This window comes from Micromonospora sp. NPDC018662 (assembly GCF_044391475.1).
Classification (GTDB): Bacteria; Actinomycetota; Actinomycetes; order Mycobacteriales; family Micromonosporaceae; genus Micromonospora.
The window spans coordinates 283,736-308,556 of record NZ_JBISAC010000006.1; the positions used below are offsets into that span (position 1 = coordinate 283,736).

13 protein-coding genes are annotated in these 24,821 nt (G+C 76.7%); 7 read left to right on the forward strand and 6 right to left on the reverse strand.

Going from position 1 to position 24,821, the window contains the following annotated elements; translation table 11 throughout:
• Window positions 1–24 precede the first annotated feature (24 nt).
• Window positions 25–14,658: an SDR family NAD(P)-dependent oxidoreductase gene (locus ACH495_RS19455; RefSeq protein ID WP_396859133.1), complete on the reverse strand. Its 14,634-nt coding sequence runs from the start codon at window positions 14,656–14,658 to the stop codon at window positions 25–27.
• A gap of 185 nt (window positions 14,659–14,843) precedes the next feature.
• Between ACH495_RS19455 and ACH495_RS19460 the strand changes: the two genes are divergently transcribed.
• Both ACH495_RS19460 and ACH495_RS19465 read left to right on the forward strand, forming a co-directional pair.
• The gene (locus ACH495_RS19460) at window positions 14,844–15,620 is read left to right on the forward strand and encodes a hypothetical protein (protein WP_396859134.1); all 777 of its coding nucleotides are present in this window, start codon (window positions 14,844–14,846) and stop codon (window positions 15,618–15,620) included.
• The gene (locus tag ACH495_RS19465; RefSeq protein WP_396859135.1) at window positions 15,617–16,624 is read left to right on the forward strand and encodes a 3-dehydroquinate synthase family protein; all 1,008 of its coding nucleotides are present in this window, start codon (window positions 15,617–15,619) and stop codon (window positions 16,622–16,624) included. Before ACH495_RS19460 ends, ACH495_RS19465 begins: the two co-directional genes overlap by 4 nt.
• A 12-nt stretch (window positions 16,625–16,636) precedes the next feature.
• Here the strand turns inward: ACH495_RS19465 and ACH495_RS19470 are convergent, their stop codons facing one another.
• From ACH495_RS19470 to ACH495_RS19490, 5 genes are all read right to left on the reverse strand, one after another.
• Window positions 16,637–16,870, reverse strand: a complete 234-nt coding sequence (locus ACH495_RS19470) for a GntR family transcriptional regulator (RefSeq protein WP_396859136.1) — start codon at window positions 16,868–16,870, stop codon at window positions 16,637–16,639.
• 580 nt (window positions 16,871–17,450) lie between these two features.
• A complete protein-coding gene (locus tag ACH495_RS19475) occupies window positions 17,451–18,125 on the reverse strand; it encodes an HAD family hydrolase (protein WP_396859137.1) in 675 nt (224 codons plus the stop codon).
• Window positions 18,126–18,481: 356 nt separating this feature from the next.
• Window positions 18,482–19,171 carry an HAD-IA family hydrolase gene (locus ACH495_RS19480; protein WP_396859138.1) on the reverse strand — a complete coding sequence of 230 codons (690 nt, stop codon included), beginning with the start codon at window positions 19,169–19,171 and terminating at the stop codon, window positions 18,482–18,484.
• Window positions 19,172–19,206: 35 nt separating this feature from the next.
• On the reverse strand, window positions 19,207–20,328 hold the full coding sequence (locus tag ACH495_RS19485; protein ID WP_396859139.1) for a Gfo/Idh/MocA family protein: 1,122 nt from the start codon (window positions 20,326–20,328) through the stop codon (window positions 19,207–19,209).
• A complete protein-coding gene (locus tag ACH495_RS19490; protein WP_396859140.1) occupies window positions 20,325–21,482 on the reverse strand; it encodes a DegT/DnrJ/EryC1/StrS family aminotransferase in 1,158 nt (385 codons plus the stop codon). The genes ACH495_RS19485 and ACH495_RS19490 overlap by 4 nt, the downstream gene beginning before the upstream one ends.
• A 183-nt stretch (window positions 21,483–21,665) precedes the next feature.
• On the opposite strand from ACH495_RS19490, the gene ACH495_RS19495 reads away from it, so the two are divergent.
• From ACH495_RS19495 to ACH495_RS19515, 5 genes are all read left to right on the forward strand, one after another.
• The gene (locus tag ACH495_RS19495) at window positions 21,666–22,097 is read left to right on the forward strand and encodes a type II 3-dehydroquinate dehydratase (RefSeq protein WP_396859141.1); all 432 of its coding nucleotides are present in this window, start codon (window positions 21,666–21,668) and stop codon (window positions 22,095–22,097) included.
• 63 nt (window positions 22,098–22,160) lie between these two features.
• Window positions 22,161–22,514 (forward strand): DoxX family protein, encoded by a 354-nt coding sequence (locus tag ACH495_RS19500; protein ID WP_396859142.1) that lies wholly within the window; start codon window positions 22,161–22,163, stop codon window positions 22,512–22,514.
• A gap of 7 nt (window positions 22,515–22,521) precedes the next feature.
• The gene (locus ACH495_RS19505) at window positions 22,522–23,463 is read left to right on the forward strand and encodes an ROK family protein (RefSeq protein WP_396859143.1); all 942 of its coding nucleotides are present in this window, start codon (window positions 22,522–22,524) and stop codon (window positions 23,461–23,463) included.
• The gene (locus ACH495_RS19510) at window positions 23,460–24,032 is read left to right on the forward strand and encodes an NADPH-dependent FMN reductase (RefSeq protein ID WP_396859144.1); all 573 of its coding nucleotides are present in this window, start codon (window positions 23,460–23,462) and stop codon (window positions 24,030–24,032) included. Before ACH495_RS19505 ends, ACH495_RS19510 begins: the two co-directional genes overlap by 4 nt.
• Complete coding sequence (locus tag ACH495_RS19515) at window positions 24,029–24,820, forward strand: shikimate dehydrogenase family protein (RefSeq protein WP_396859145.1); 792 nt, start codon at window positions 24,029–24,031, stop codon at window positions 24,818–24,820. The genes ACH495_RS19510 and ACH495_RS19515 overlap by 4 nt, the downstream gene beginning before the upstream one ends.
• Window position 24,821 lies beyond the last annotated feature (1 nt).

Here is a 24,821-nt window from a genome sequence, read left to right on the forward strand (position 1 = left end):
TCCCTCGTTCGTCCGCCTGGGCCGTCACAGCCCGAGTTCCGTGTCGATCAGGCTGAAGATCTCGTCGTCGCTGGCCCGGTCGAGGTCCAGGTCGTCGTCGGTGGCGGAGGCGCCGCGCATGGTGCGCCACTTGGCGACCAGCACCTCCAGCCGCGCCGCCACCTGGGTGTGCAGCTCCGCCTCGACGGTGGTCTCGGCCAGCGCCCGTTCCAGGCGTTCCAGCTCGGCCAGCACCGCCGGGGCGGCCTGCGCGCCGTCGGGCACCAGTCGGGAGCGCAGGTAGCCGGCCAGCGCCGCCGGGTCCGGGTAGTCGAAGACGGCGGTGGCCGGCAGCCGTTCCCCGGTCGCCTCGGTGAGCCGGTTACGCAGCTCGACCGCGGTCAGCGAGTCGAAGCCCAGCTCGTGGAACGCCTGCCCCTCCCGGATGGCGTCCGGGCTGCCGTGGCCGAGCACCGCCGCGGCGGTGGCCCGGACCAGGTCGAGCAGGAGCGCGGACTGTTCCGCGCCGGTGAGCGCGCGCAGCCGCCCGGCCAGGTCGGCGCCGCCGGTGGTGGCGGCGGCGCGGGCCTTCGGCCGGTCGGCGCGGACCAGGCCGCGCATCAGCGCCGGCACGTGCGGCCGGCCGGCCAGCGCGGCCCGATCGACGCGGGTCGGCACCAGGTGTTCCTCCGGCGCGGCCAGGCCGGCGTCGAACAGCGCCATGCCCAGGTCGGACGGGATCGCGACCTGCCCGTCCCGGGTGGTGCCGGCCCGGTCCACGCCGGCGGTCAGCGTGCTGGCCTGCGCCCACAGCCCCCAGGCGTACGCGCGGGCCGGCAGGCCGGCGCCGCGTCGCCGCCGGGCCAGCGCGTCCAGCCAGGCGTTCGCGGCGGCGTAGTTGCCCTGGCCGGGCACGCCGAACACGCCGGCCCCCGAGGAGAACAGCACGAACCCGGCGAGGTCCAGGGGGCGGGTCAGCTCGTCGAGGTGGCGGGCGGCGTCCACCTTGGGACGGAACACGGTGTCGAGGCGTTCCGGGGTGAGCGCGGTGACCACGCCGTCGTCGAGGACGCCGGCCAGGTGCACCACGGCGGTGAGCGGATGCGCCGCCGGCACGGCGGTGAGCAGCCCGGCCACCGCGTCCCGGTCGGCGACGTCGGCGGCGGCCACGGTGACGGTGGCGCCGAGCGCGGTCAACTCGGCGGTCAGCTCGGCCGCGCCGGGCGCGTCCGGGCCACCGCGGCTGGCCAGCAGCAGGTGCCGTACGCCGTGCCCGGTGACCAGCCGGCGGGCCACCAGGCCGCCCAGCAGGCCGGTGCCGCCGGTGAGCAGCACCGTGCCGTCCGGGTCCCACGTCTCCGGCATGGTGAGCACCACCTTGCCGACGTGCCGGGCCTGGCTGACGTAGCGGAACGCGTCCGGGGCCTGCCGGACGTCCCAGGCGCGCACCGGCAGCGGGCGCAGCGCGCCGGTGGCGAACAGCGCCAGCAGTTCGGTGAGCATCCGCTGGATCTCGTCCGGGTCGACCTGCGTCAGGTCGTACGCCTGGTAGTCGACGCCGGGGTGGTCGGCGGCGACCCGGGCCGGGTCACGCACGTCGGTCTTGCCCATCTCCAGGAACCGGCCGCCGCGCGGCAGCAGCCGCAGCGACGCGTCCACGAACTCGCGGGCCAGCGCGTCGAGCACCACGTCCACGCCCCGCCCGCCGGTGACGTCGAGGAAACGCGCCTCGAAGTCGAGCGTCCGGGACGACGCCAGGTGGTCGTCGGGCACGCCCAACTCCCGCAGCGCCTGCCACTTGCCTTCGCTGGCGGTGGCGAACACCTCCGCGCCGAGGTGGCGGGCGATCTGCACGGCGGCCATGCCGACGCCACCGGCGCCGGCGTGCACCAGCACGGATTCCCCGGCCCGCAGCCGGCCCAGCCCGACCAGTCCCCGCCAGGCGGTGAGGAACACCACCGGCACGGTCGCGGCCTGCGCGAACGTCCAGCCGTCCGGCACCGGCGCGAGCAACCGCCGGTCGGTGACCGCGACCGGGCCGAAGCAGCCGGTGAAGACGCCGAGCACCCGGTCGCCGGGGCGCAGGTCGGTGACCTCCGCGCCGACCTCGACGACCACGCCGGCGGCCTCCCCGCCGGGCGGGCCGGGGTCGCCCGGGTAGAGGCCGAGCGCGTTGAGCACGTCGCGGAAGTTCAGGCCGGCGGCGCGGACCCGGACCCGGACGTCGGATGCGCCGAGCGGGGCGTCGGCCGCGTCGGTGGGCACCAGCGCCAGGTGGTCGAGGCTGCCCCGGCGGGGCACGTCCAGCCGCCAGGCGGTCGCGTCGGCGGGCGGGGTGAGCGTCGGCGCGTCGGCGCGGCGGGCCAGCCGGGGCACGTACGCGCCGCCGTCGCGCAGCGCCACCTGCGGCTCGTCGGCGGCGAGCACGGCGGTCACGGTGGCCGCGTCGGGCCCGGTGTCGGCGTCGAGCAGCACGAACCGGTCCGGGTGTTCGGACTGGGCGGCGCGGACCAGGCCCCACGCGGCGGCGGCGTCCGGGTCGTCGACCTCGCCGGGCCCGTGCACGCCGACCGCGCCGGAGGTGAGCAGCACCAGCCGCGTCTCGGCCCAGCGCGGCTCGGCCAGCCAGCGCTGCACCAACGCGAGCGCGGCACCGGCGAGCCGTCGCGCCCGGTCCGGGGCGGCCGGGTCGGAGCCGGTCGACCCCCGGCGCGCGCCGGCACCGTCCACGATGCCGGCGGTGAGCGGCGCGAGCACCGCGTCCGGCGGCGTGGCGCCGGCGTCGATCGCGGCGCCCAGGGCGGACAGGTCGGCGTGACGCGACAGCCCGGACACGTCGGCCGGAGCGGGCAGTTCGGCGTGACGCGACAGCCCGGACACGTCGGCCGGAGCGGGCAGGTCGGCGACGGCGGACGGGTCGGACACGTCCGCCGGGCCGGGCGGGTCGGTCCCGGCAGACGGGTCGGCGGCGTCGACAGCAGACCGACGCGCGGCCGGGTCGGCGGCGGCGGTCGGGGCGGCGAGCACGGCGATCCGGGCCGGGGTCGGTGCGGTGGGCGTCGGCAGCGGCTGCCAGGTCAGGTGGAACAGCGCGTCGGTGACCGCGTCGTCGCGGGCGCCCAGCTCGGCGCGGGAGATCGGGCGCATGGCCAGCGACGCCGCCTCCACCACCGGCGCGCCGGCCGGGTCGGTGGCGGACAACGCGAACGCGTGCGGGCCGACCCGGCGCAGTCGTACCCGCAGCGTGGTGGCGCCGGTGGCGCGCAGGGTGAGCCCGTTCCAGGCGAACGGCAACAGGATCCGGTCGCCGCCGGCGTCGGCGAGACCACCGAAGTGCGCGGCGTGCAGCGCGGCGTCGAGCAGCGCCGGGTGCAGCGCGTACCGGTCGGCGTCGGCGCGCGGGCCGGCCGGCAGCTCCACCTCGGCGTACACCTCGTCGTCGCCGGTCCGGACCGCGCGCAGGCCCTGGAACGCCGGGCCGTAGCCGTACCCCTCGTCGACCAGGCGGTCGTAGAAGCCGGACAGGTCGACGGCGCGGGCGTCCGGCGGCGGCCCGACCGGCGTCGCCGCTGCGGGTTCGGCGGCGGAGAGCGTGCCGCTGCCGTGTCGGGTCCACGGCGCGTCGGCCGGGCCGGCGGCGGGCCGGGAGTGCACGGTGACCGGGCGGCGTCCGTCGTCGGCGGCCGGGCCGACCGCGACCTGCACCTGGGTGGCCGCGTCCTCGGGCAGCGTCAGCGGCGCCTCGATGACCAGCTCGTCGAGGGCCGGGCAGCCGACCTCCTCGCCGGCGCGCAGGCACAGCTCGACCAGCCCGGTGCCGGGCACCAGCACCCGGCCGGCGACCCGGTGGTCGGCCAGCCAGGGCTGCTCGGCGACCGCGAGCCGGCCGGTGAACAGGTGCCCCCGCCCGTCGGCCAGCGGCACTGACGCGCCGAGCAGCGGGTGCCCGGCGGCGACCAGCCCGGCCGCGCCGACGTCGGCGGCACCGGTGACCGGGCGGGGCCAGTAGCGGCGGTGCGCGAACGCGTACGTGGGCAGGTCGACCCGGCGGCCGCCGGCCAGCACCGGCTGCCAGTCCACCGGCACGCCACGCACGTGCAACGCGGCCACGGAGAGCAGGAACCGGGCCCGGTCGCCCCGGCCGCGCTGCACCGAGCCGACCACCACCGCCGGCTGGTCGTGCTCCTGGAGCGTCTGCTCGATGCCCGGCGTGAGCACCGGGTGCGGGCTGCACTCGACGTACGTGAGGTGCCCCTCGGCGGCCAGCGCGCGCACCGCGTCGGCCAGTTCGACCGGCTGGCGCAGGTTGCGGTACCAGTAGTCCGCGTCCATCTCCTCGCCGCCGAGCCAGCACAGGTCGGTGGTGGAGTAGATCGGCACCGCCGCCGGTCCGGGCGTGACACCGGCGACCCCCTCGGCCAGGTCGGCGCGGATCCGCTCCACCTGCGCCGAGTGGGAGGCGTAGTCGATCGGGATCCGGCGCAGCCGTACCCGGTCGGCCTCCAACTCGGCGGCGAACGCGTCGACCGCGTCCGGCTCGCCGGAGACCACGACGTTCGCGGGGCCGTTGACCGCGCCCACTGCCAGCCGGTCGCCGTAGCGGGCGACCCGGGCGCGGACCGTGTCGACGGGCAGCGGCACGGCGGCCATCACCCCGGCACCGGCCAGCTTGCGCAACGCGCGGGCGCGCAACGCCACCAACCGGGCGGCGTCCGGCAGGGAGAGCACGCCGGCCACGCAGGCGGCGGCGATCTCGCCCTGCGAGTGGCCGACCACGGCGGCGGGCTGCACGCCGTACGAGCGCCACAGCTCGGCCAGCGACACCATCACCGCGAACAGCAGCGGCTGCACCACGTCGGCCCGTTCGACGTCGGGCGTGCCGGGCGCCTGGCGCAGCAGGTCCCGCAGCGGGTGGCCCAGCCAGGGCCGCAGCGCGGCGTCGCAGGCGGCCATCCGCTCGGCGAACACGGGTGACTCGTCGAGCAGGTCCAGCGCCATGCCGGCCCACTGGGAGCCCTGGCCGGGGAAGACGAACACCACCTTGCCGGCGGCGGTGACGTCGCCGCGTACCAGGTCGGTGGCGGGCTCGCCGGCGGCGAGCGCGTCCAGGCCGGCGGCGATCTCCGCCGGGCCGCCGACCAGCACGGCCCGGTGGTCGAAGGCGGCCCGGGTGGTGGCCAGCGACCAGGCCACGTCGAGCGGTCGCTGCCCGGGCCGGTCGGCGAGGTGGTCCCGCAGCCGGCGGGCCTGCCCGGCCAGTCCTTCCGGGGTACGCGCGGAGAGCAGCCACGGCAGCGCCGCCGGCCCGGCCGGCGGCTCGGCGTCGACGGGCGGCTCGGCCGGCACGGCCTCCACCACCACGTGGGCGTTGGTGCCGCTGATGCCGAACGAGGAGACGCCGGCGCGGGCCGGCCGGTCGGTACGCGGCCACGGCCGGGCCTCGGTGAGCAGGTCGACCGCGCCGGCCGTCCAGTCGACACGGCTGGTGCGGTGCTCGGCGTGCAGGGTGCGGGGCAGCCGGCCGTGCCGCATGGCGAGGATGACCTTGAGCATCCCGGCGACGCCGGCCGCGGCCTGGGTGTGGCCGAGGTTGGACTTCACGGAGCCGAGCAGCAGCGGCGGGACGCCGTCGGGCCGGCGGCCGTAGGTGGCGAGGATCGCCTCGGCCTCGATCGGGTCGCCGAGCGGCGTGCCGGTGCCGTGCGCCTCGACCGCGTCCACCTCGGCCGGGTCGAGCCCGGCGGCGGCCAGCGCGGCCCGGATCACGCGTTCCTGGGACGGCCCGTTGGGCGCGGTCAGCCCGTTGGACGCGCCGTCGGAGTTGACCGCCGAGCCACGGACCACGGCCAGCACCGGGTGACCGCGCCGGCGGGCGTCGGAGAGCCGTTCCACCACCAGCACACCGACGCCCTCGGACATGCCGAACCCGTCGGCGTCCTCGGCGAACGCCTTGCACCGACCGTCCGGGGCGAGGCCGCGCTGGCGGCTGAACCCGGTCAGCCCGGCCGGGCTGGACAGCACCGACACGCCGCCGGCGAGCGCCAGGTCGCAGTCGCCCTGCCGCAGCGCCTGGCCGGCCAGGTGCAGCGCCACCAGGGACGCGGAGCAGGCGGTGTCCACGGTGACCGCCGGCCCTTCCAGCCCGAGCGCGTACGCGACCCGCCCGGAGAGCACGCTGGCGGCGGTGCCGGTGAGCAGGTGCCCCTCGTCGGCGACGGTCTCGCCGTCGTCGGCGGTGGCGCCGGGGGCGATCCGGTCGGCGTAGTCCTGGCCGTGGGTGCCGGCGAACACGCCGGTACGGCTGCCGCGCAGCGTGTCCGGGTCGATGCCGGCCCGTTCCAGGGCCTCCCACGACGTCTCCAGCAGCAGCCGGTGCTGCGGGTCCATGGCGAGCGCCTCGCGCGGGCTGATGCCGAAGAACGCGGCGTCGAAGTCGGCGAGGCCGGTGAGGAAGCCGCCGGCGCGGGTGTAGGTGCGGCCGGGGGTGCCGGGCTCCGGGTCGTACAGGTCGGCCAGCGGCCAGCCCCGGTCGGTGGGCAGGTCGCCGATCACCTCGCCGCCGGCGTCGAGCAGCCGCCACAGCTCCTCCGGCGAGCCGATGCCGCCGGGGAACCGGCAGGCCATCGCGACCACCGCGACCGGCTCGTCCAGCGCCACGGTGGCGGCGTCGGCGACCTCGGTGGCGGCGGTGCCGAGCAGCCGCGCGTGCAGGTGCGCGGCGAGCAGCTCCGGGGTGGGGTGGTTGAAGACGGCGTGCGGGGCGAGCCGGACGCCGGTGGCGGCGGAGAGCCGGTTGCTCAGCTCGACCGCCATCAGCGAGTCGAAGCCGAGTTCCTTGAACGGCCGGCGCGGTTCGATCTGCTCCGGCCCGGCGTGGCCGACGACCGTGGCGCAGCGGGCGCGGACCAGGTCGAGCAGGAGCGCGGCCCGTTCCGGCTCGCCGAGGCCGGCCAGGCGGTCGGCGAGACCGGTGCCGGCGCCGGCGCCGGGGTCGGCGGCGACGGCCCGGCGCGGGGCCGGCGGCAGCAGCGCCCGCAGCAGCGCCGGCACCTCACCGGCGGCGCGGACGGCGGCCAGGTCCAGCCCGATCGGCACCAGCGTCGCCGGCTCGGCGCGCAGCGCGTCGTCGAACAGCGCCAGCCCGGCGGCGGCGTCCAACGGCCGGGTGCCGGCGCGGGCGAGGCGGGCCAGGTCGGCGGCGGCGAGCCGGCCGGCCATCCCGTCGGTCTCGGCCCACAGGCCCCAGGCGAGCGCCGTGCCGGGCAGCCCGACGGCCCGGCGGTGCGCGGCGAGCGCGTCGAGGAACGCGTTGCCGGCGGCGTAGTTGCCCTGGCCGGGGCTGCCGAACGTGGCCGAGGCGGAGGAGAACAGCACGAACGCGGCCAGGTCGAGGCCGGCGGTCAGCTCGTGCAGGTGCCAGGCCCCGTGCACCTTGGCCCGCAGCGCGCCGGCCCAGCGGTCCGCGTCGAGGTCGGTGAGCAGCGCGTCGTCGGTGGCGCCGGCGGCGTGCACGACGGCCACCAGCCGGTCGGCGAGCGGGGTCAGCACGGCGGCGAGCGCGTCCCGGTCGGCCACGTCGGCGGCGACCACCCAGACGGTGACGCCGGTCGCCGCCAGCTCGTCGGTCCACGGGGCGGGCCGGCCGGTGCGGCTGAGCAGCACCAGCTCCCGCACGCCGTACTCCTGCGCGAGGTGGACCGCGACGTGCCGGCCGATGCCGCCGGTGCCGCCGGTGAGCAGCACCGCGCCGCCGGCCAGCGCGGGTCGCGCGGCGGTGTTGGGCGCGGCGGCCGGGCAGAGCCGGGGCAGCAGCGCGCGGCCGTCGCGGACCGCGACCTCGGGTTCGTCGTCGGCGGCGGCCAGCGCGGCGCGGACCGTGGCGTCGTCGACGGCGTCCAGGTGCAGCAGCAGGAACCGGTCGGGGTGCTCGGCACGGGCCACCCGCAGCAGGCCGGCGGCCGGGGCGTGCGCCGGGTCGCCGTCGCGGACGGCCACCGCGAGCCGGGTGTCGGTGGCGCGCGGGTCGTCGAGCCAGCGGTGGAGCACGCCGAGCAGGTCCAGGCCGATCGCGTCGGCGCGCTGCGCGACGGTGGCGGCCGGGTCGCCGTCGGGCAGGCGCAGCACCAGCACCGGCGGCAGCGGTCCGGCCGGGGGCACCGCGTCGGCGAGCGTCCAGGTGGGCACCGGACCGGTCGGGGCGGGCCGCCAGTCCACCGTGTACAGGCCGGCCGGGCCGCTCTCCGGCGCCGGGGCGGCGGCGGACGGCAGCGTCACGGCCCGCAGCGCGATCCGGTCGACGTCGAGCACCGGCCGGCCGGCGTCGTCGACGGCGTTCAGCGTCACCGCGTCCGCGCCGGCCGGGGCGAGGCTGACCCGCAACGCGTACGCGCCGGTGGCGTGCCGGCGCACGCCGGTCCACCCGGTGGGCACGATCCGCTCCCCCGGGCCGGCCGGCGGGGCGAACCCGGCCAGCGGGAGCAGGCGCAGCGCGGCGTCGAGCACGTCCGGGTGCACGCCGTACCGCTCGGCGTCCGGGTCGGCGGCGTCGTCGGGCAGGCGTACGTCGAGGTGCAGCCGGTCCCCGGCGGTCCAGGCGGCCCGCAGCAGCGGATGCGTTGCCTCGACCGGGCGGGCGCCGGCCGGCGGCCAGGCCGGGGCCGGTACGCCGGGCGCGGCGAGCGGGTCGGCCGGGGCGAGCACCGCGTCGGCGACCGCCCGCCACGGCTCGTGCTCGCCGGCGCGGACGTGGCAGCGGGCGGCGCGACGGCCGACGGCGTCCGGGCCGGCGACGTCGATCTGGAGGTCGACCGCGAGACCGGCGGGCAGCGGCGCCGGTTCCGGCATCCGCAGGTCGACCAGGACCGGCGTGTCGAGACGCTCGCCGAGGTGGCCGAGCGCGTCGAGCAGCGCGGTGGCGGGCAGCAGCGGCGTGGTGCCGTCCGGGGTGGCCGGGCGGGACGCGGTGAACCGTCCGGTGGCGAGCACCTGGCCGCTGCCGGCGACCGGCAGCACGGCGGCGAGCAACGGGTGCCCGGCGTCGCCGGCCGGTGCGCCGGGTGTGGCGGGCAGCCAGTAGTGCCGGTGCCGGAACGCGTAGGTGGGCAGCGCGACGGGCGCGTGCGGGCCGGGCCCGGCCAGCGCGGCCCGGTCCACCGGCACGCCGCGCACGTGCAGTCGGGCGGCGGCGGTGAGCAGCGCCGCCGGTTCGGGCGTGCCGGCGCGCAGCGTGGGCACGAACGCGAGGTCGTCGCCGGCGTCGGCGAGGCACTCGGCGGCGAGCGCGGTGAGCACGCCGCCGGGACCGACCTCCAGGAACGTGGTGGCGCCCTCGGCGTGCAGGGCCCGGACGCCGTCGGCGAAGCGCACCGTGTCGCGGACGTGCGCCACCCAGTGCTCGGGCGAGGTGAGCCGGGCCGCGTCGACAGGTGCGCCGGTCAGCGTGGACACCACCGGCAGTTGCGGCGCGCGGTAGGTCAGCCCGGCGGCGACCTCCCGGAACGCGTCGAGCATCGGCGTCATCCGGGGCGAGTGGAACGCGTGCGACACGCGGAGCCGGCTGGTGCGGCGGCCGGCGGCGCGCAGCGTCGCGGCGACCGCCTCGACCGCGTCGGCGTCACCGGAGAGGACCACGGCGGTCGGCCCGTTCACGGCGGCCAGCCCGACCCGATCGGTCAGGTGCGGCAGCACCTCGGCCTCGTCCGCCTCCACCGCGACCATCGCGCCGCCGGCCGGCAACGCCTGCATGAGCCGGCCCCGCGCGGCGACCAGCGCGGCGGCGTCGGCGAGCGTGAGCACGCCGGCCACGTGCGCGGCGGCGATCTCGCCGATCGAGTGGCCGAGCAGCAGGTCCGGGCGGACGCCCCAGGATTCGAGCAGCCGGTGCAGCGCCACCTCGACGGCGAACAGCGCCGGCTGGGTGTAGCGGGTCTCGTCGAGCAGCGCGGCCCGGGCGTCGCCGTCCGGGGCGAGGACCACGTCGGCGACCGGGTGCCCGGTGAGGTGCCGGTCCAGTTCGGCGGCGGCGGCGGCGAACGCCTCCGCGTAGACCGGGTACGTCGCGTGCAGCTCCCGGCCCATGCCGGCGCGTTGCCCGCCCTGCCCGCCGAAGAGCACGGCGAGCCGGCCGTCGGAGACGCGGCCGGTGAGCACGCCCGCCGGGTCGGTGTCGCCCCGGCTCAGCGCCGTCAGCCCGGCGTGGGCGTCGGCCGGGTCGCCGACCAGCAGCGCCGCCCGGTGGTCCAGCGCCGCCCGCGTGGTGGCCAGCGCGTACGCCACGTCGGTCGGGTCGGCGTCGAGCCGGTCGAGCCGGCTCAGCAGCCGGGCCGCCTGGTCCCGCAGGCCCTCCCGGCTCGCCGCGGACAGCAGCCACGGCACGACGCCGGCCGGGGCCTCGCGGGTGACCGGCGGTGGGGTCGGCGCGGCGGGGGCCGCCTCGACGACGACGTGGGCGTTGGTGCCGCTGATGCCGAACGAGGAGATCCCGGCGCGGCGGGGCCGGTCCACGTCGGGCCACGGGCGGGCGTCGGTGAGCAGCTCGACCGCGCCGGTCGACCAGTCGACCTCGCCGGTCGGCGCGTCCACGTGCAGCGTGCGCGGCAGCGTGCCGTGGCGCAGCGCGAGCACCATCTTCATCACGCCGGCCGCGCCGGCCGCCGCCTGGGTGTGCCCGAGGTTCGACTTGAGCGAGCCGAGCAGCAGCGGACGGTCCGCCGGCCGCCCCTGCCCGTACGTGGCGAGCAGCGCCTGCGCCTCGATCGGGTCGCCGAGCCGGGTGCCGGTGCCGTGCGCCTCGACCGCGTCCACGTCGCCCGGCGCGAGGCCGGCGGTGGCCAGCGCGCGCCGAATGACCCGTTCCTGGGCCGGCCCGTTGGGGGCGGTGAGCCCGTTGGACGCCCCGTCGGAGTTGACCGCGCTGGCGCGCAGCAGCGCCAGCACCGGGTGGCCGTTTCGGCGGGCGTCACTGAGCCGTTCCAGCAGCAGCACGGCCACGCCCTCGGACCAGCCGGTGCCGTCGGCGGCCTCGGCGAACGCCTTGCACCGGCCGTCCGGCGCGAGTCCGCGCTGGCGGCTGAACTCGACGAACGCCTGCGGGGTGCCCATCACCGCGACGCCGCCGGCCACCGCGAGCGTGCAGTCCCCGGCGCGCAGCGCCTGCGCGGCCAGGTGCAACGCGACGAGCGACGACGAGCAGGCGGTGTCCACGGTCACCGCCGGCCCCTCCAGGCCCAGCGCGTACGCGACCCGCCCGGAGACCACGCTGCCGGCGGTGCCGACGCCGAGGTAGCCCTCGGTGCCGGGCGGCGCCTGACCGACGTTGGCCGCGTAGTCGTGGTGCATCACGCCGGTGAACACGCCGGTGGCGCTGCCGCGCAGCCCGGTCGGGTCGATCCCGGCCCGCTCGAACAGCTCCCAGGACGTCTCCAGCAGGAGCCGCTGCTGCGGGTCCATGGCGAGCGCCTCGCGCGGGCTGATCGCGAACAGGGTGGCGTCGAAGTCCCCGGCGCCGGCCAGGAACCCGCCCACCCGCACGTACGAGGTGCCGGCCCGGTCGGGATCGTCGGCGAACAGGTGCGCCAGGTCCCAGCCCCGGTCGGTGGGGAAGCCGGTGAGCCCCTCGCCGCCGGATTCGAGCAGCTCCCACAGCTCGTCCGGGCCGGTGACGCCGCCCGGTAGCCGGCACGCCATGGCGACGATCGCCACCGGATCGTCGGCGGCGACCCCCGGGCCGGGGCGGGCGGCGGCGTCGCTCGGACCGGCGCCGCGCAGCAGCGTGGCCAGGTGCCGGGTGAGGGCGGCGGGCGTCGGATGGTCGAACGCGGCGGTGGCGGAGAGCCGGACGCCGGTGGCCCGGTTCAGCCGGTCGCGCAGCGCGACCGCGCGGACCGAGGTGAACCCGAGTTCGGTGAACGCCCGGCCGGGCCGGACCGCGCCCGGGCCGGGCAGCCCGGCCACCTCGGCGGTGGCGGCGCGGACCAGGTCGGCCAGGAGACGGTCGCCGTCGGCGGTGGTGAGCGCCGCGATTCGGCGGCGCAACGCGTCCGCGTCGTCGTCGGGCCGGGCCGGGCCGCGCCAGGCCGGGTGCTCGGCCACCCGCTCGGCCGGGCCGGCCACCAGCACCAGGTCGTCGCCGTCGTGCGCGGCGTCGAACGCGGCGGTCTCCGCCCCCGCCGCTCCGGTGACGCCGATCAGCCGGGCCGGCAGCCCGGCCGCGTGCCGCCGGGCGACCAGCGCGTGCAGCGCGGCGACCGCGCCCGCCGCCGGTTCCCGTCCGGCGGCGCCGAGCAGCAGGTCGGCGGGGACCAGCACGGTGTACGCGGTGGCGCCGGCGTGCCGGGTGTCCCGATCCAGCCGGCCGGCGAGGTCGAGCAGCCGGGCGGCGCGGTCCGGGTCGGCCAGGTCGGTGTCGGACACCCGCAGCACGGCCGCCCCGACCGGCTCCCCGTCCCGGGTCGAGACGTCGGTGGCGGGGCCGTCGATCGGCAGCAGCCGCAGCGACCGGGCGCCGTACGCGCCGGTCAGGTGTCGGGCCAGCGCCGCGCGCCCGGGGGTGTCCGTGCCGGCGAGCACCGCCGGCGCGGTCGGGTCGAGCACCGTGGCGGCGTGTTCCCGGGCCGGCGCGGCGGCCGGCGCGGGCACCGCGTACCGGGCGGTTCCGGCACGCAACGCGACCTGGGCGGCGCCGGCGTCCACCACGGACGGCAGCAGCGCGGCCGAGCCGGGGTCGGCGTCGGTGTCGACGAGCACGATCCGGCCCGGCCGGGCGGCCTGCCGGCAGCGGGCCCGGGCCCAGGCGACGGTGGCGGCCGGGACCAGGTCGGGGTCGTCGGCCGTGTCGGCGGTGGACGCGTCCACCGCGCCGGTGGTCAGCACCACCACCCGGGCGTTGGCGTACCGGGCGTCGTCGAGCCAGCCGGGCAGCGCCGCCGGGTCGACGCCGGCCAGCGCCAGCACGTCCGCGCCGGTCTCGGTGGAGTGGGCGCCGGTGTGGACGTCCTCGCCCTCGGCGGTCAGCGCGTCGGCGACCGCCCCGGCGTGCGGCCCGACGACCGCCCAGCGCCGGCCGGGCGCACGGTCGACCGGTTCCAGCGGACGCCAGGTGAGCCGGGTCAGCGACTCGTGGTGCGCGCCGTTGACCGCGCGCAGCCGGGCCGGCAGCTCCCCCAGCAGCCGCCGGGTGACCTTCCCGGAGGCGGTACGCGGCACCGCGTCGATCTCGTACAGCTCCTGCGGCACCTTGTGGTAGGCGAGTCGCTCCCGGCAGGCGGCGTACGCGGCGGCCGGCACGAAGCCCTCCGGCGCGGGCACCACGTACGCGACCGGCACCTCGCCGAGCACCTCGTGCGGGCGGCCGGTGACCGCGACGTCGGCCACGCCGGGCACCGCGCGCAGCACGTCCTCCACCTCGACCGGGTGCACCTTCTCGCCGCCGCGGATGATGAGTTCCCGGTGCCGGCCGGTGACGAAGAGGTTCCCGTCGGCGTCCCGGCGGGCCAGGTCGCCGGTGCGGTACCAGCCGTCGCGCAACGCCGCCGCGGTGGCCTCGGGCAGTCCGTGGTAGCCGAGCATGACGCTCGGGCCGCGTACCCACACCTCGCCCTCGTCGCCGGTCGGCACGTCCCGGCCGGTGTCCGGGCTGACCAGGCGCACCTGCACGCCGTCCACGGCCCGGCCGCAGGAGCCCTCGACCCGGGGCTCGTCCGGGCGGGTCACCGCGATGGAGCCGCACGTCTCGGTGCTGCCGTACGCGTCGAGCAGCGGCGCGTCGAAGACGTCCTCGAACGCGCGGCGCAGCTCCCCGGTGGTGATCGCGCCACCGACCAGGCAGGCCCGCAGCGCGGGCGCGCGGAACCCGTCGGCGCGGGCGGCATCGACCAGGTGGTGGTACATGGCGGGGACGCCGGCCAGCACTGTCGCCTCGTCCTCGGTGACCGCGCGCAGCACGTCGGCGGCGGCGAACCCGTCGACCAGGCGGGCGCTCGCGCCGACCGCTGTCACGCTCAGCACGCAGCCGATGTGGGAGAGGCTGTGGAACAGCGGCAGCGGCCAGACCACCCGGTCGGCGGAGGTCAGGCCGGGCACCGGCACGTAGCAGGCGGCCACCGACCAGAGGCAGGTGCGCTGGGTGGAGAGCACGCCCTTGGGCCGGCCGGTGGTGCCGGAGGTGTAGAGCATCCAGGCGACCTCGTCCAGGCCGAGGTCGTCGCGGGCGTCGGCGGCCGGCGCGACGTCGACGAGCGCCGGCCAGGCCGTCACCGGGTCCGGGTACGGTCCGTCGCCGGTCACCCAGATCCGCAGGTCGGGCCGGTCCGCGCGCAGCCGCGACACCTGGTCGAGGTGCTGCGGGTCGGTGACCACCAGCACCGCGCCGGAGTCGTCGAGCAGGTGGGCCAGCTCGGCGTCCGCGCTGCGCGGGTTCAGCGGTACGCCGACCGCCGCGGCCCGGGTCACGGCCAGCCAGGTCTCCACCGTCTCCACCCGGTTGCCCAGGCAGAACGCGACCCGCTCGCCCCGGCCGACGCCCGCGTCGACCAGGTGCCCGGCCAGCCGGCGGGTGACCGCCTCCAGCGCGGCCCAGGACACCGCCCGGTCCGCGTCGCGGAACGCCACCTGGTTCGGCAGCCGGCTCGCGTGGGCCCGGAGCAGTGCGGGCAACGGCTGGACCAGGTCACTCCGAAGCATGTCAGCACATCCGTCCTTCGCCGTAACGGCCCAAGTCTGGCCAGCGGCCCGGCGGCGACCTACCCCTGTCGCCCCCTAACCGGACCCCGGTTCCCGACCGCGCGCGGGCCGTCCGGCGGGCCCGCGCGGTGATGATGGGCACGCCCCGAGGACGCCGCGTACCCACCGCCGACAGTCGAGGTGCCATGGAACGCTCCTGGTTGTTCGCCGACCTCGCCGTGCCCGGCGGGGGATGCGGCGAGGCGCGGGCGGCCGAACTGGTCGGCACGGTGCTGGCGGGGTTGGTGTCCGAGCTGCGCGCCGCCGACCCGGGCGGCTGCTGGTTCTTCGACCGGCTCGGCTCCCCCGGCCCGCCCCGGCTGCGGCTGGGTCTGCACGCCGGGCCCGCCGCGCTCGACCTGGCGCGCGACCGGCTCGGCCCGACGGCCCGGCCGGCGCCCCCGGCGTACGCGGTCCGCGACCCAGCTCGCGGCGGACCGCTCGCGCACGCCGGCAGCGAGGTGGCGCTGGGCCTGCTCGGCGGTGACCCGCCGTGGCTGGCCGGGTTGGAACTGCCGCTCGCGGTGGCGCACCTGCGGCACCTGTGCGGGCTGCTGCCGGCCGGTGACCGGGCGGCCTTCCTGTTCCTGCACTGGCAGGACCGCAGCCGCGCGCTGACCGGGGCACAGCGCCGGGAGCTCGCCGCGCAGGCGCAGGCCGGCGCCGACAAGATCGTGCTGGCCGCCGCCGACCTGCCGCTCGCCGACGATCCGGTGTCGGTGGCCTGGCGCCGCTATCTGGACCGGGTCACCGAGGTGGTCGCCGAGGACCACCCGGCCGCGCCGCGCGGATTCCTGGTCGCCGAGCACGCCCAGCTCAGCCACCGCCGCTGGGGCATCGACCCGGCCGTCGACTCGCTGGCCGCGCTGGCGTTGCGGCTGGCCGGGCACGCCGTCGCCGCACCAGGTGGGAGAGCCGGATGACTGTGGAACGGGTCGACGTGGAACTGGGCGATCGGGCGTACCCGGTGCTGGTGGGCCCCGGCGTGCGGCACCGGCTGGCCGCGGAGGTGGCGCGGATCGGCGCCCGCCGGGTCGTGGTGGTCTCGGCCCGGCCGCCGGAGTGGACGCCCGACCCGGGCGTGCCGCACCGGGTGGTGCCGGCCCGCGACGGCGAGCACGACAAGACGCTGGCCACCGTGGAGGCGCTGTGCCGGGCGTTCGCCGGGTTCGGGTTGACCCGCGCCGACGCGGTGGTCTCCTGCGGCGGCGGCACCACCACCGACGTGGTCGGCCTGGCCGCCGGCCTCTACCACCGCGGGATCGCGGTGCTCCACCTGCCGACGTCGCTGCTGGCCCAGGTGGACGCCAGCGTGGGCGGCAAGACCGCGGTGAACCTGCCGGAGGGCAAGAACCTGGTCGGCGTCTACTGGCAGCCGCGCGCGGTGCTCTGCGACACCGACTACCTGGACACGCTGCCGGAGGTGGAGCGGCGCAACGGCTACGGCGAGATCGCCCGCGCGCACTTCATCGGCGCGGGTGACCTGCGCGACCGGACGGTCACCGAGCAGATCACCGCGTGCGTGGCGCTCAAGGCCCGGGTGGTGGCCGCCGACGAACGCGACGCCGGGCTGCGGCACATCCTCAACTACGGTCATACGCTCGGTCACGCGTTGGAACGGGCCACCGACTTCCGGCTGCGCCACGGCGAGGCGGTCGGCGTGGGCACGGTGTTCGTCGGGCGGCTGGCCGGTCGGCTCGGTCGCATCGACGCCGACCGGGTGGCCGAGCACCACGAGGTGGTGGCCGGCTACGGCCTGGACACCGCGCTGCCGCCCGGGGTGACGCACGACGAGCTGATCGCGTTCATGCGCCGCGACAAGAAGTCCACCGCCGGCCTGACCTTCGTACTGGACGGGGCGAGCGGCCCGGAGCTGGTCGCGGACGTGCCGGAGACCGAGGTCCGCGCCGCCTTGGCCGACATGTAGACGGCAGGGAACTCAGGGGCGATCCGCGACGTAGGTACCGCGCTGCGGGATGGTGACGACCAGGCCCCGTGCCCTCAGTAGGCGCACGGCCTGCCGGACCGTTCCCCGAGCCACGCCGTACTCCTGCTGAAGGTGCGACTCGGACGGGATCGGCCGGCGCGGCTGCAGCTCCCCGTCCTCGATGCGCTTCGCCACAAGATCCGCCACTTGGACGTAGAGAGGCGTCAGCGACATCGGGTCGATCATGCGCCAAACGATATGGCCTTTGGTACGCATGAGGAGACCGAACGTAGGAGAGCGGGTGCAGGCTGCCAGCTATGACGACTACGTACTGTCAGCAGCCCTGACGCTCGCCCACCGGCACCGACCCATCTGGTCCTGGCGGCGATGGCGCCGCGTGTGTCGCTGCGGCGCGGACCTCCCGTGTCGCCGCCAGCACCGCCTCCCGATCAATCGAGGGCACTGGCCGTCATGACCGGACTCAGTCCCGGAGACGTGCTGCTGCTCGGAGTCGCCTGCTCGCCGCAGTTCGGCGGAGATCGAGCGCTACGGGTCCGCCTCATCTCCGCCGACGACGTCGACCCGTACAACGGCTGGATGTGGTTGACGGGATACGTCCTCGACAGGCGAGGCGACGCCACCGCCAAGCGGGAGCTGTACGTGAAGCGGGAGGGCGTACGGGTCGAGGCCCCTTCCGCTCCCCCAGCTTCACGCCTCGTCGCTCGGCAAGCTCCCGCCCAACGCCCAACCAGGAGGGCACCCGCAGCCGCCCGCTAGACCGCGGAGGTTCAACCAGAAGCTTCACGTGAGTGCCAGCGACAGACCTTCAGGACGGAACCTGGGCAAGCCTGAGCACATATTCGAAGCCGCGTTTCTTCGCGGGCGAATCCACCATTGGCAGGATTAGCGCTGGTATGCCGGCGGAAACCGATCCACCGTCGCCGGCGGGATGATCACCGACCATCACCGTCTGGCCCGGTGCGGCATGGAGGGCTTCGAGGGCGGCACCCCAGATCCGAGGGTCCGGTTTGACGAAACCGACCTCGTAGGACAGTACGAACGCATCGACATAGCCGTCGAGTCCGTGCCGCGCGAAGCATGTGCGGATGTCCCAGCCGGCGTTGCTGACGACGCCGATGCGAACACCGCCATCACGCAATGCGGACAGGGTGGCGACGGTGTCGGCGTACGGCTCGATCGCTTCGGCGTGCGTCTCGTGCAAGACCGATGCCAGCGCCCGGTCCACCCCAGGAATCTGTTCCAACACGGCGAGGATCGCCCGATCCCAGACTCGCGGATCCAGATCTCGGGCGATGTGGGCCGGATCCGTGGCCGTCGCCCGCAACAGTTCCGCGAAGTCGCCAGCAATACGGTGCGCCTCGCCGGCAGCCAATGTCCGGTCGATCGATGCCGCCGCGTTGCCCACCCAGCGCTCCGAGTCCCTGGCGAACAGAGTCCAGGCGAAGTCGAACAGTACTGTCGTCACGGGCTCGGCGGTCATCGCATCACCCTAGATCAACACGACGAGTTCTGTGGGCCGCGACGCAGTGAGCTATTCCGAGCAAACGCCTCGGTGACGGTTCTGATCATGTGGTTCGTCCCGTATTCGATAGCGGCCCGGAGCTGGTCGCCGACGTGCCGGAGGCCGAGGTCCGCACCTCCCTCGCTGAGATGTAGGCGGCGCCCCCGAGCCGCGGCACCTGGCCCTCATCCGATGCGTCACGGTGCGTGACGGGTCGTCGGAATCATGCGAGTGAACGCGATATACCAGCGGGTCATAATTATGACCTGCTGGTATATCGCTCGCGCTGGCAATGTGCTGCCGGCGCCGACACCCCCGGGCGCACCCGGCCGAACTCAGAGCACCGCCGGGCAGTGGGTGAGCAGTTCCTCGGGCTTGTGCGCGACCAGGTCCGGGCCGGCGGCCAGCAACGCGGTCACGTCGCCGCCGTGCCAGGTGGTGGCCACCGTGGTCACCCCGGCGTCCCGGCCGCTGGTCAGGTCCGTGATCGCGTCACCGACCATCATGGCCACGCCCGGCGGCATGTCGAGCAGTTCCAGCGCGCGCAGCACGATGTCCGGCGCCGGCTTGGGGCGGGGCACCTCGTCCGAGCCGATCACGTGGTCGAAGAGCGCGAGCACGCCGAGCAGGTCCAGCAGGGACCGGGCGCGGGGGCCGCTCTTGCCGGTGGCGACCGCCATCCGTACGCCGCGCTCGTGCAGCGCCTCCAGCGTCTCCCGGACGCCGGGGAACAGCGGCACCCGGTGCGCCAGCCGGTAGCTCTCCCGGACGAACGGCGCCTCCATCTCCAGCGGCAACCCCATCAGCCGCATGATGTCCGGGAAGTACCGTCCCATGTGCTGGTTGTACTCCTCGAACGGCGCCGGGCCACCGCCCACCACCTCGGCGTACGCGATGCTGAACGCCTCGCGCATCACCGCCGAGCTGTCCACCACGACCCCGTCGAGGTCGAACACGACAGCGCGGATCGGGCCCGGACGCGGGGCGAGGACGGCGGCGCCGGCGGTCGACGGCGGCTGGCTCATGGCTGCTCCCGAAGGGTGAGGTCGCCCGGTGGTTCTCACCGGTCGCGCGCTCCCGCCAGCGCGGGCATCGGCGGGGTGGGCCGGGCGCAGCGGTAGACACGTTCGATGGCGTCGATGGTGCGGCGGGCGTCGGCGGCGGCCACGCCCCGGCTGGCCGGGTCGGCGAGCAGGCCGGGCAGCGCGTCGAGCTGCCGGTCGTACTCGGCGCCGATGGTCTCGGCGGGCAGCGGCAGGACCACGGTCTCGCCGTCGCGGGTACGGGTCAGTTCCGGCGCGCCGAGCCGGTTCGGGCTGAACCCGAACGTGCAGCGCAGCGTCGCCGAGCCGTGGGTGCCGTGCACGGAGACGGTGGTGCGGTCCGTCGCCTCGTGCGACGCCCAGCAGGCGTGCAGCGCGGCGGACGCGCCGTCGGCGGTGAGCAGGAAGGCGCGGGCGGTGTCCTCGACGTCGCCCCGTCCGCCGGGCCCGGCGGTGCCGCGCCAGGCGGCCTGCGCGGCGCCGTCGTTGACGAAGTCGTCCGAGACGCTGCCCACCACGTGCGCGATCGGCGCCGGTCCGAGCAGGGGCAGCACCGTGTCGAGCAGGTGCCAGCCCAGGTCGACCAGCGCGCCGCCGCCGGAGAGGTCCCGCCGGGTGAACCAGCCGCCGGCGTCGGGCACGCCCCGGGCGCGTACCCAGGCGACGTCGACGTGCCGGACCGGCCCGAGGTCCACCACGGCCCGGAGCAGGGCCCGCACGTCGGCGCGGTAGCGGGCGGCGCTGCCGGCCAGCAGCACCGCGCCGCCGGCACGCTCGGCGTCGGCCAGGTCGTCCGCCTCGGCGGAGGTGAGGCAGACCGGCTTCTCCAGGAACACCGGTACGCCCCGGCGCAGCAGCCGGGCCGCGACGGCGGCGTGCAGGTGGTTGGGGACCGCCACCACCACCAGGTCGGCGGCGTCGGTGGGCAGGTCGGCCACGTCGGCGTACGCCTCGGGCACGCCGTGCGCGGCGCGGGCCCGGTCCCGGGCGGCGGCGTCCGGGTCGATCACGGCGGTCACCGTGAACCGCTGGTGCGCGGCGAGGCGGGGCAGCCAGATCTGCCGCCCGGCCCAGCCGAGACCGGCCACCGCGACCCGGACGGTACGCCCCGGCGCGGCGGCCGGCTGCGACCCGGTCATCCGGCCAGCACGTCGGCGAGCACGGCGGCGATCTGGTGCATCTGCTCCTCGGTGCCGAGCAGCGTGCGGTGGTGCAGCCAGACGCAGTCGGCGTGGATCTGCTCGACGTTCGGGCACCGCTCGGCGATCTGCTCGACGGTCTCGTCCGGCGCGCCGGCCAGCCAGAAGCCGTCGCAGCGGTAGATGGCGCGGAACGCCACGAACGCCGGGATGCCCCGGGCGATCAGCTCGTCGACCACGGCCCGGCGGCGCTCCAGCGTGATCCCGGGAATCCGGAACATGGCCATGTAGTGCGGGTTGCGGTCACCGCGCGGGTCGCGTCCCTGCGGCACCACGCCGGGGATCTCGGCGAGCAGGCTCGCCAGCAGCGGCCAGCGCTGCTCGCGCACCGCGATCTGACCGTCCAGCCGGGACAGTTGGGCGCGCAGCACGGCGGCGCTGAACTCGTTCATCCGGTAGTTCGAGCCGGTGGTGCGGTGCAGGTAGTCCCGGTCGGTGCGGGGTCGGCCGCAGCTGTGCACCAGGAACGCCTTCTCGTAGCTCTCCTCGTCGGGGAAGAGCACCGCGCCGCCCTCCCCGGCGGTCATCAGCTTGCCGTTCTGGAAGCTGAACGCGGCGACCGAGCCGAGTTCACCGACCCGCTTGCCCTGCCACTGCGCGCCGTGCGCGTGCGCGGCGTCCTGGAGCAGCGCGACGCCGGCGTCCGCGGTGATCTTGTCGAGCGCGTCCATGTCGGCGAACTGCCCGGCCATGTGCACGGGCATCACCACCCGGGTCCGGTCGGTGATCGCGGCGGCCACCGCCTCCGGGTCGACGCAGTAGGTGTCGAGGTCCACGTCGACCGGCACGGCCACCGCACCGAGGCGCTGCGCGGCCAGCGACGACGAGATGAACGTGAACGCCGGGACGATCACCTCGGTGCCCGGTCCGACGCCCAGCACCTCCAGCGCCACCTCCAGCGCGTGCGTGCCGTTGGTGACGGCCAGCGCGTGCGACGACCCGTGGTACGCGGCGAACTCGGCCTCGAACGTGTCGACCTCGTTGCCTCCGACGCGCCACCACTGGCCCTGCTCCAGGGCCCGGATGAGGCCGGTCCGTTCCTCGTCGCCGAACTGCGGCCACTCGGGGAACTCCGGTGCCGACAGATCACTCATGATGTCCCACTCCCTGATCCAGATAGGAACGGCCCGGCTGGACGCTAACCGAGGCGGCACGACGCTGACCTCCCCTAACGGCCCCTAGCCGCCCCTAACCGCCCCCTGCCGACGGGGGTCCGCGCCGGAGCCGGGGCCGATACTCCGATGACCTGTCGTCGTCCGTCCCCGGTGAGGTGCAACGTGCCCGAGGTGCTCCTGCTCAACGGCCCGAACCTGGGCATCCTCGGCAGACGGGAACCGGAGATCTACGGCACCGACACGCTGGCGGACATCGAGCGGGCGGTCGGCGAGGAGGTCGCCGGGCGGGGGTGGCGGGTCGTCGCGAGGCAGCACGACTGCGAGGGCGAGATGATCCGTACCATCCAGGACAGTTATGAGACGGTGGGCGCGATCGTGAACCCGGGCGCGTTGATGATCGCGGGTTGGAGCCTGCGCGACGCGCTGGCCAACTATCCCCACCCGTGGCTGGAGGTCCACCTGTCAAACGTGTGGGCCCGGGAGAGCTTCCGGCACGATTCGGTGCTCGCCCCGCTGGCCGCGGGGGTGATCGTGGGCCTCGGCGCGCTCGGCTACCGGCTGGCGGCCCGCGCGCTCGTCGCGACCGTGTCCTGACCGTCCGTCCCGCCGCACCCACCCCGGTCGTCCGCCGCGACGACCCGACCCTCGAGGAACCCCGTGACCGTCGCGATCATCGTTCTCACCATCCTGCTGGCCATCATCCTCGTTCCGTTGGCCGTGCAGAAGCTCACCGGCAACGCGCAGATGCGCCAGCGGATGTCGCACCTCGGCGTCTCCGCCGGGCTGACCCGCGTCATCGGCCTGCTGGAGCTGGCCGGCGTCGCCGGGCTGCTGCTGGGCCTGAAGTTCTGGCAGCTCGGCGTGGTCGCCGCGGTGGCGGTCACCGTACTGCTGATCGCCGCCGTGGCCTACCACCTGCGCGCCAAGGACGACGGCAAGGTGATCATGGTGCCGCTGTTCTTCGCGTTCGCCTCGGCCGCGCTGGCGTTCCTCCACCTGCTGGCGCACTGAGGCCGGCGTGACGGGCGGGCCGGGCGCCGCGCTGCTGGGCGTCGACGTCGGGGGCACGAAGGTCGCGCTGCGCGCCGAGGCGGCCGGCCGGCCCGCGTACGAACGGATCGTCACCTGGCCGGCCGGCGCGGACCCGGCCGCCGACGTGGCCGTGCTGGCCGCCGAGGTGGCCGCGCTGCGCGCCGGCTTCGGACCGGTCGACGCGGTCGGCGTCGCCATGCCGGCGACCGTCGACCGGGCCGGCGCGGTCGTGGCCTGGCCCGGCCGACCGAGCTGGGTCGGCCTGGACCTGGCCGGCGCGCTGCGTCGCCTGTTCCCCGACACCCCGACCGGGTACGCCGACGACGGCGACCTGGCGGCGCTGGCCGAGGCCCGCCACGCGGGCCGCGACGACGTGCTCTATCTCGGCGTCGGCACCGGCGTCGGCGGCGGGCTCGTACTCGGGGGGCGCAACGCCCCGGCCGGTGCGTCCGCCGAGGTCGGACACATGGTGGTCGACCTCGGTGGGGACCGGTGCGACTGCGGACGGGCCGGTTGCCTCCAGGCGGTCGCGTCCGGGCCGGCCACGTTGCGCCGCGCGGCCCGGCTGCGCGGCGGGCCGGTCGACCACCACCGGCTGCGCGACGGGCTGGACGACGGCCGGCCGTGGGCGGTGGAGGCGATCGCACCGAGCTGCGCCGCGCTGGCCGCCGCGGTGGTGAGCCTCGGCGAACTGCTCGCCGCCGACCTGGCGATCGTCGGCGGCGGGTTCGCCGCCGGCCTGCCCGCTTTCGTGCCGCTGGTCGGGCGCCTCGCCACCGGCCGTCCGGGACGGCCCGCGCCGCGCGTCGTCGCCGCCGCGCTCGGCGGGCTCTCCTCGCTGCACGGCGCGCTCCACCTCGCCCGCGACCTCGCGGGCGCCCCGGTCCCGGTCGGGGCCGGGCACTCGACCAGGGAGAACAGCCAATGATCAGGATCGGGGTCGTCGCCGGCAGCACCCGCCCGGGCCGCAAGGCCGACGCGGTGGCGCGCTGGGTGTGTGACATCGCCGCCGCACGGACGGACGTCACCGCGGAACTCGTCGACCTGGCGGACCATCCGCTGCCGCACTTCGCCGAGCCGCTGCCCCCGTCGATGGCGCCGTCGAGCCGGCCGGCGATCCGCCGGTGGGGCGCGGTCGTCGGCGCGCTGGATGCGTTCGTCTTCGTCACCCCGGAGTACAACCACTCGATCCCCGGCGTGCTCAAGGACGCCATCGACGTGCTCTTCCAGGAATGGCACCACAAGCCGGCCGGGCTGGTCGGCTACGGGGTGCACGGCGGCACCCGGGCCGCCGAGCACCTGCGGCTGGTGCTCGGGCAGGTGTCGGTGCCGGTGGTGCGTTCCCAGGTCGCGCTCTCGCTGCACACCGACTTCGTGGCGTTCCGCGACTTCCGCCCCGGCCCGCACCAGCGGGAGTCGGTCGGCACCATGCTCGACGAGGTGGTGGCGTGGGCGGGCGCGCTGCGGACGCTGCGCCGCCCGCAGCCGGTGCGATGACCGCGATCGGCGGCGGCACCCGCCTCTACGCGCTGCTCGGCGACCCGATCGCCCAGGTACGCGCGCCCGGCCTGCTCAACCCGGTGCTGGCCCGGCGCGGCGCGGACGCGGTGCTGGTGCCGGTGCACGTGCCCGCCGCCGCGCTGCCGGACGTGGTGGCCGGGCTGCGCCAGGTCACCAACCTGCACGGCATGCTGGTGACCGTGCCGCACAAGGCGGCCCTGCTGCACCTCGCCGACCGGGTCACCGACCGGGCCGTCCGGGCCGGCAGCGTCAACGCGCTGCGCCGCGAGCCGGACGGCACCTGGTCGGCGGACACGTTCGACGGCGACGGGTTCGTCCGCGGCCTGGTCGCGGCCGGGCACGACCCGCGCGGCCGGCGGGTCTGCGTGGTGGGCGCCGGCGGCGCGGGCAGCGCCATCGCGGTGGCGCTGCTGGACGCCGGGGTGGCCGCCCTGCACCTGGCCGACACCGACCCGGCCCGACTGGCCACGCTCGGCGGGCGGCTGTCGGCCGCGTACCCGGGCCGGGTCCACGCGGCGTCCCGGCCGCGACTGGCCGACGCCGACCTCGCGGTCAACGCGACGCCGGTGGGGCTGCGCCCGACCGACCCGCCGCCGTTCCCGGTGTCGGAGCTGCCGGCGCGGGCGGTGGTCGCGGACATCATCATGTCCCCGGCGGAGACGACGCTGCTGCGCGCCGCCCGCGACCGGGGGTTGGCCGCGCACCCCGGTGAGCCCATGCTGGCCCACCAGATCGACGGCTACCTGGACTTCTTCGGCCTCTGAC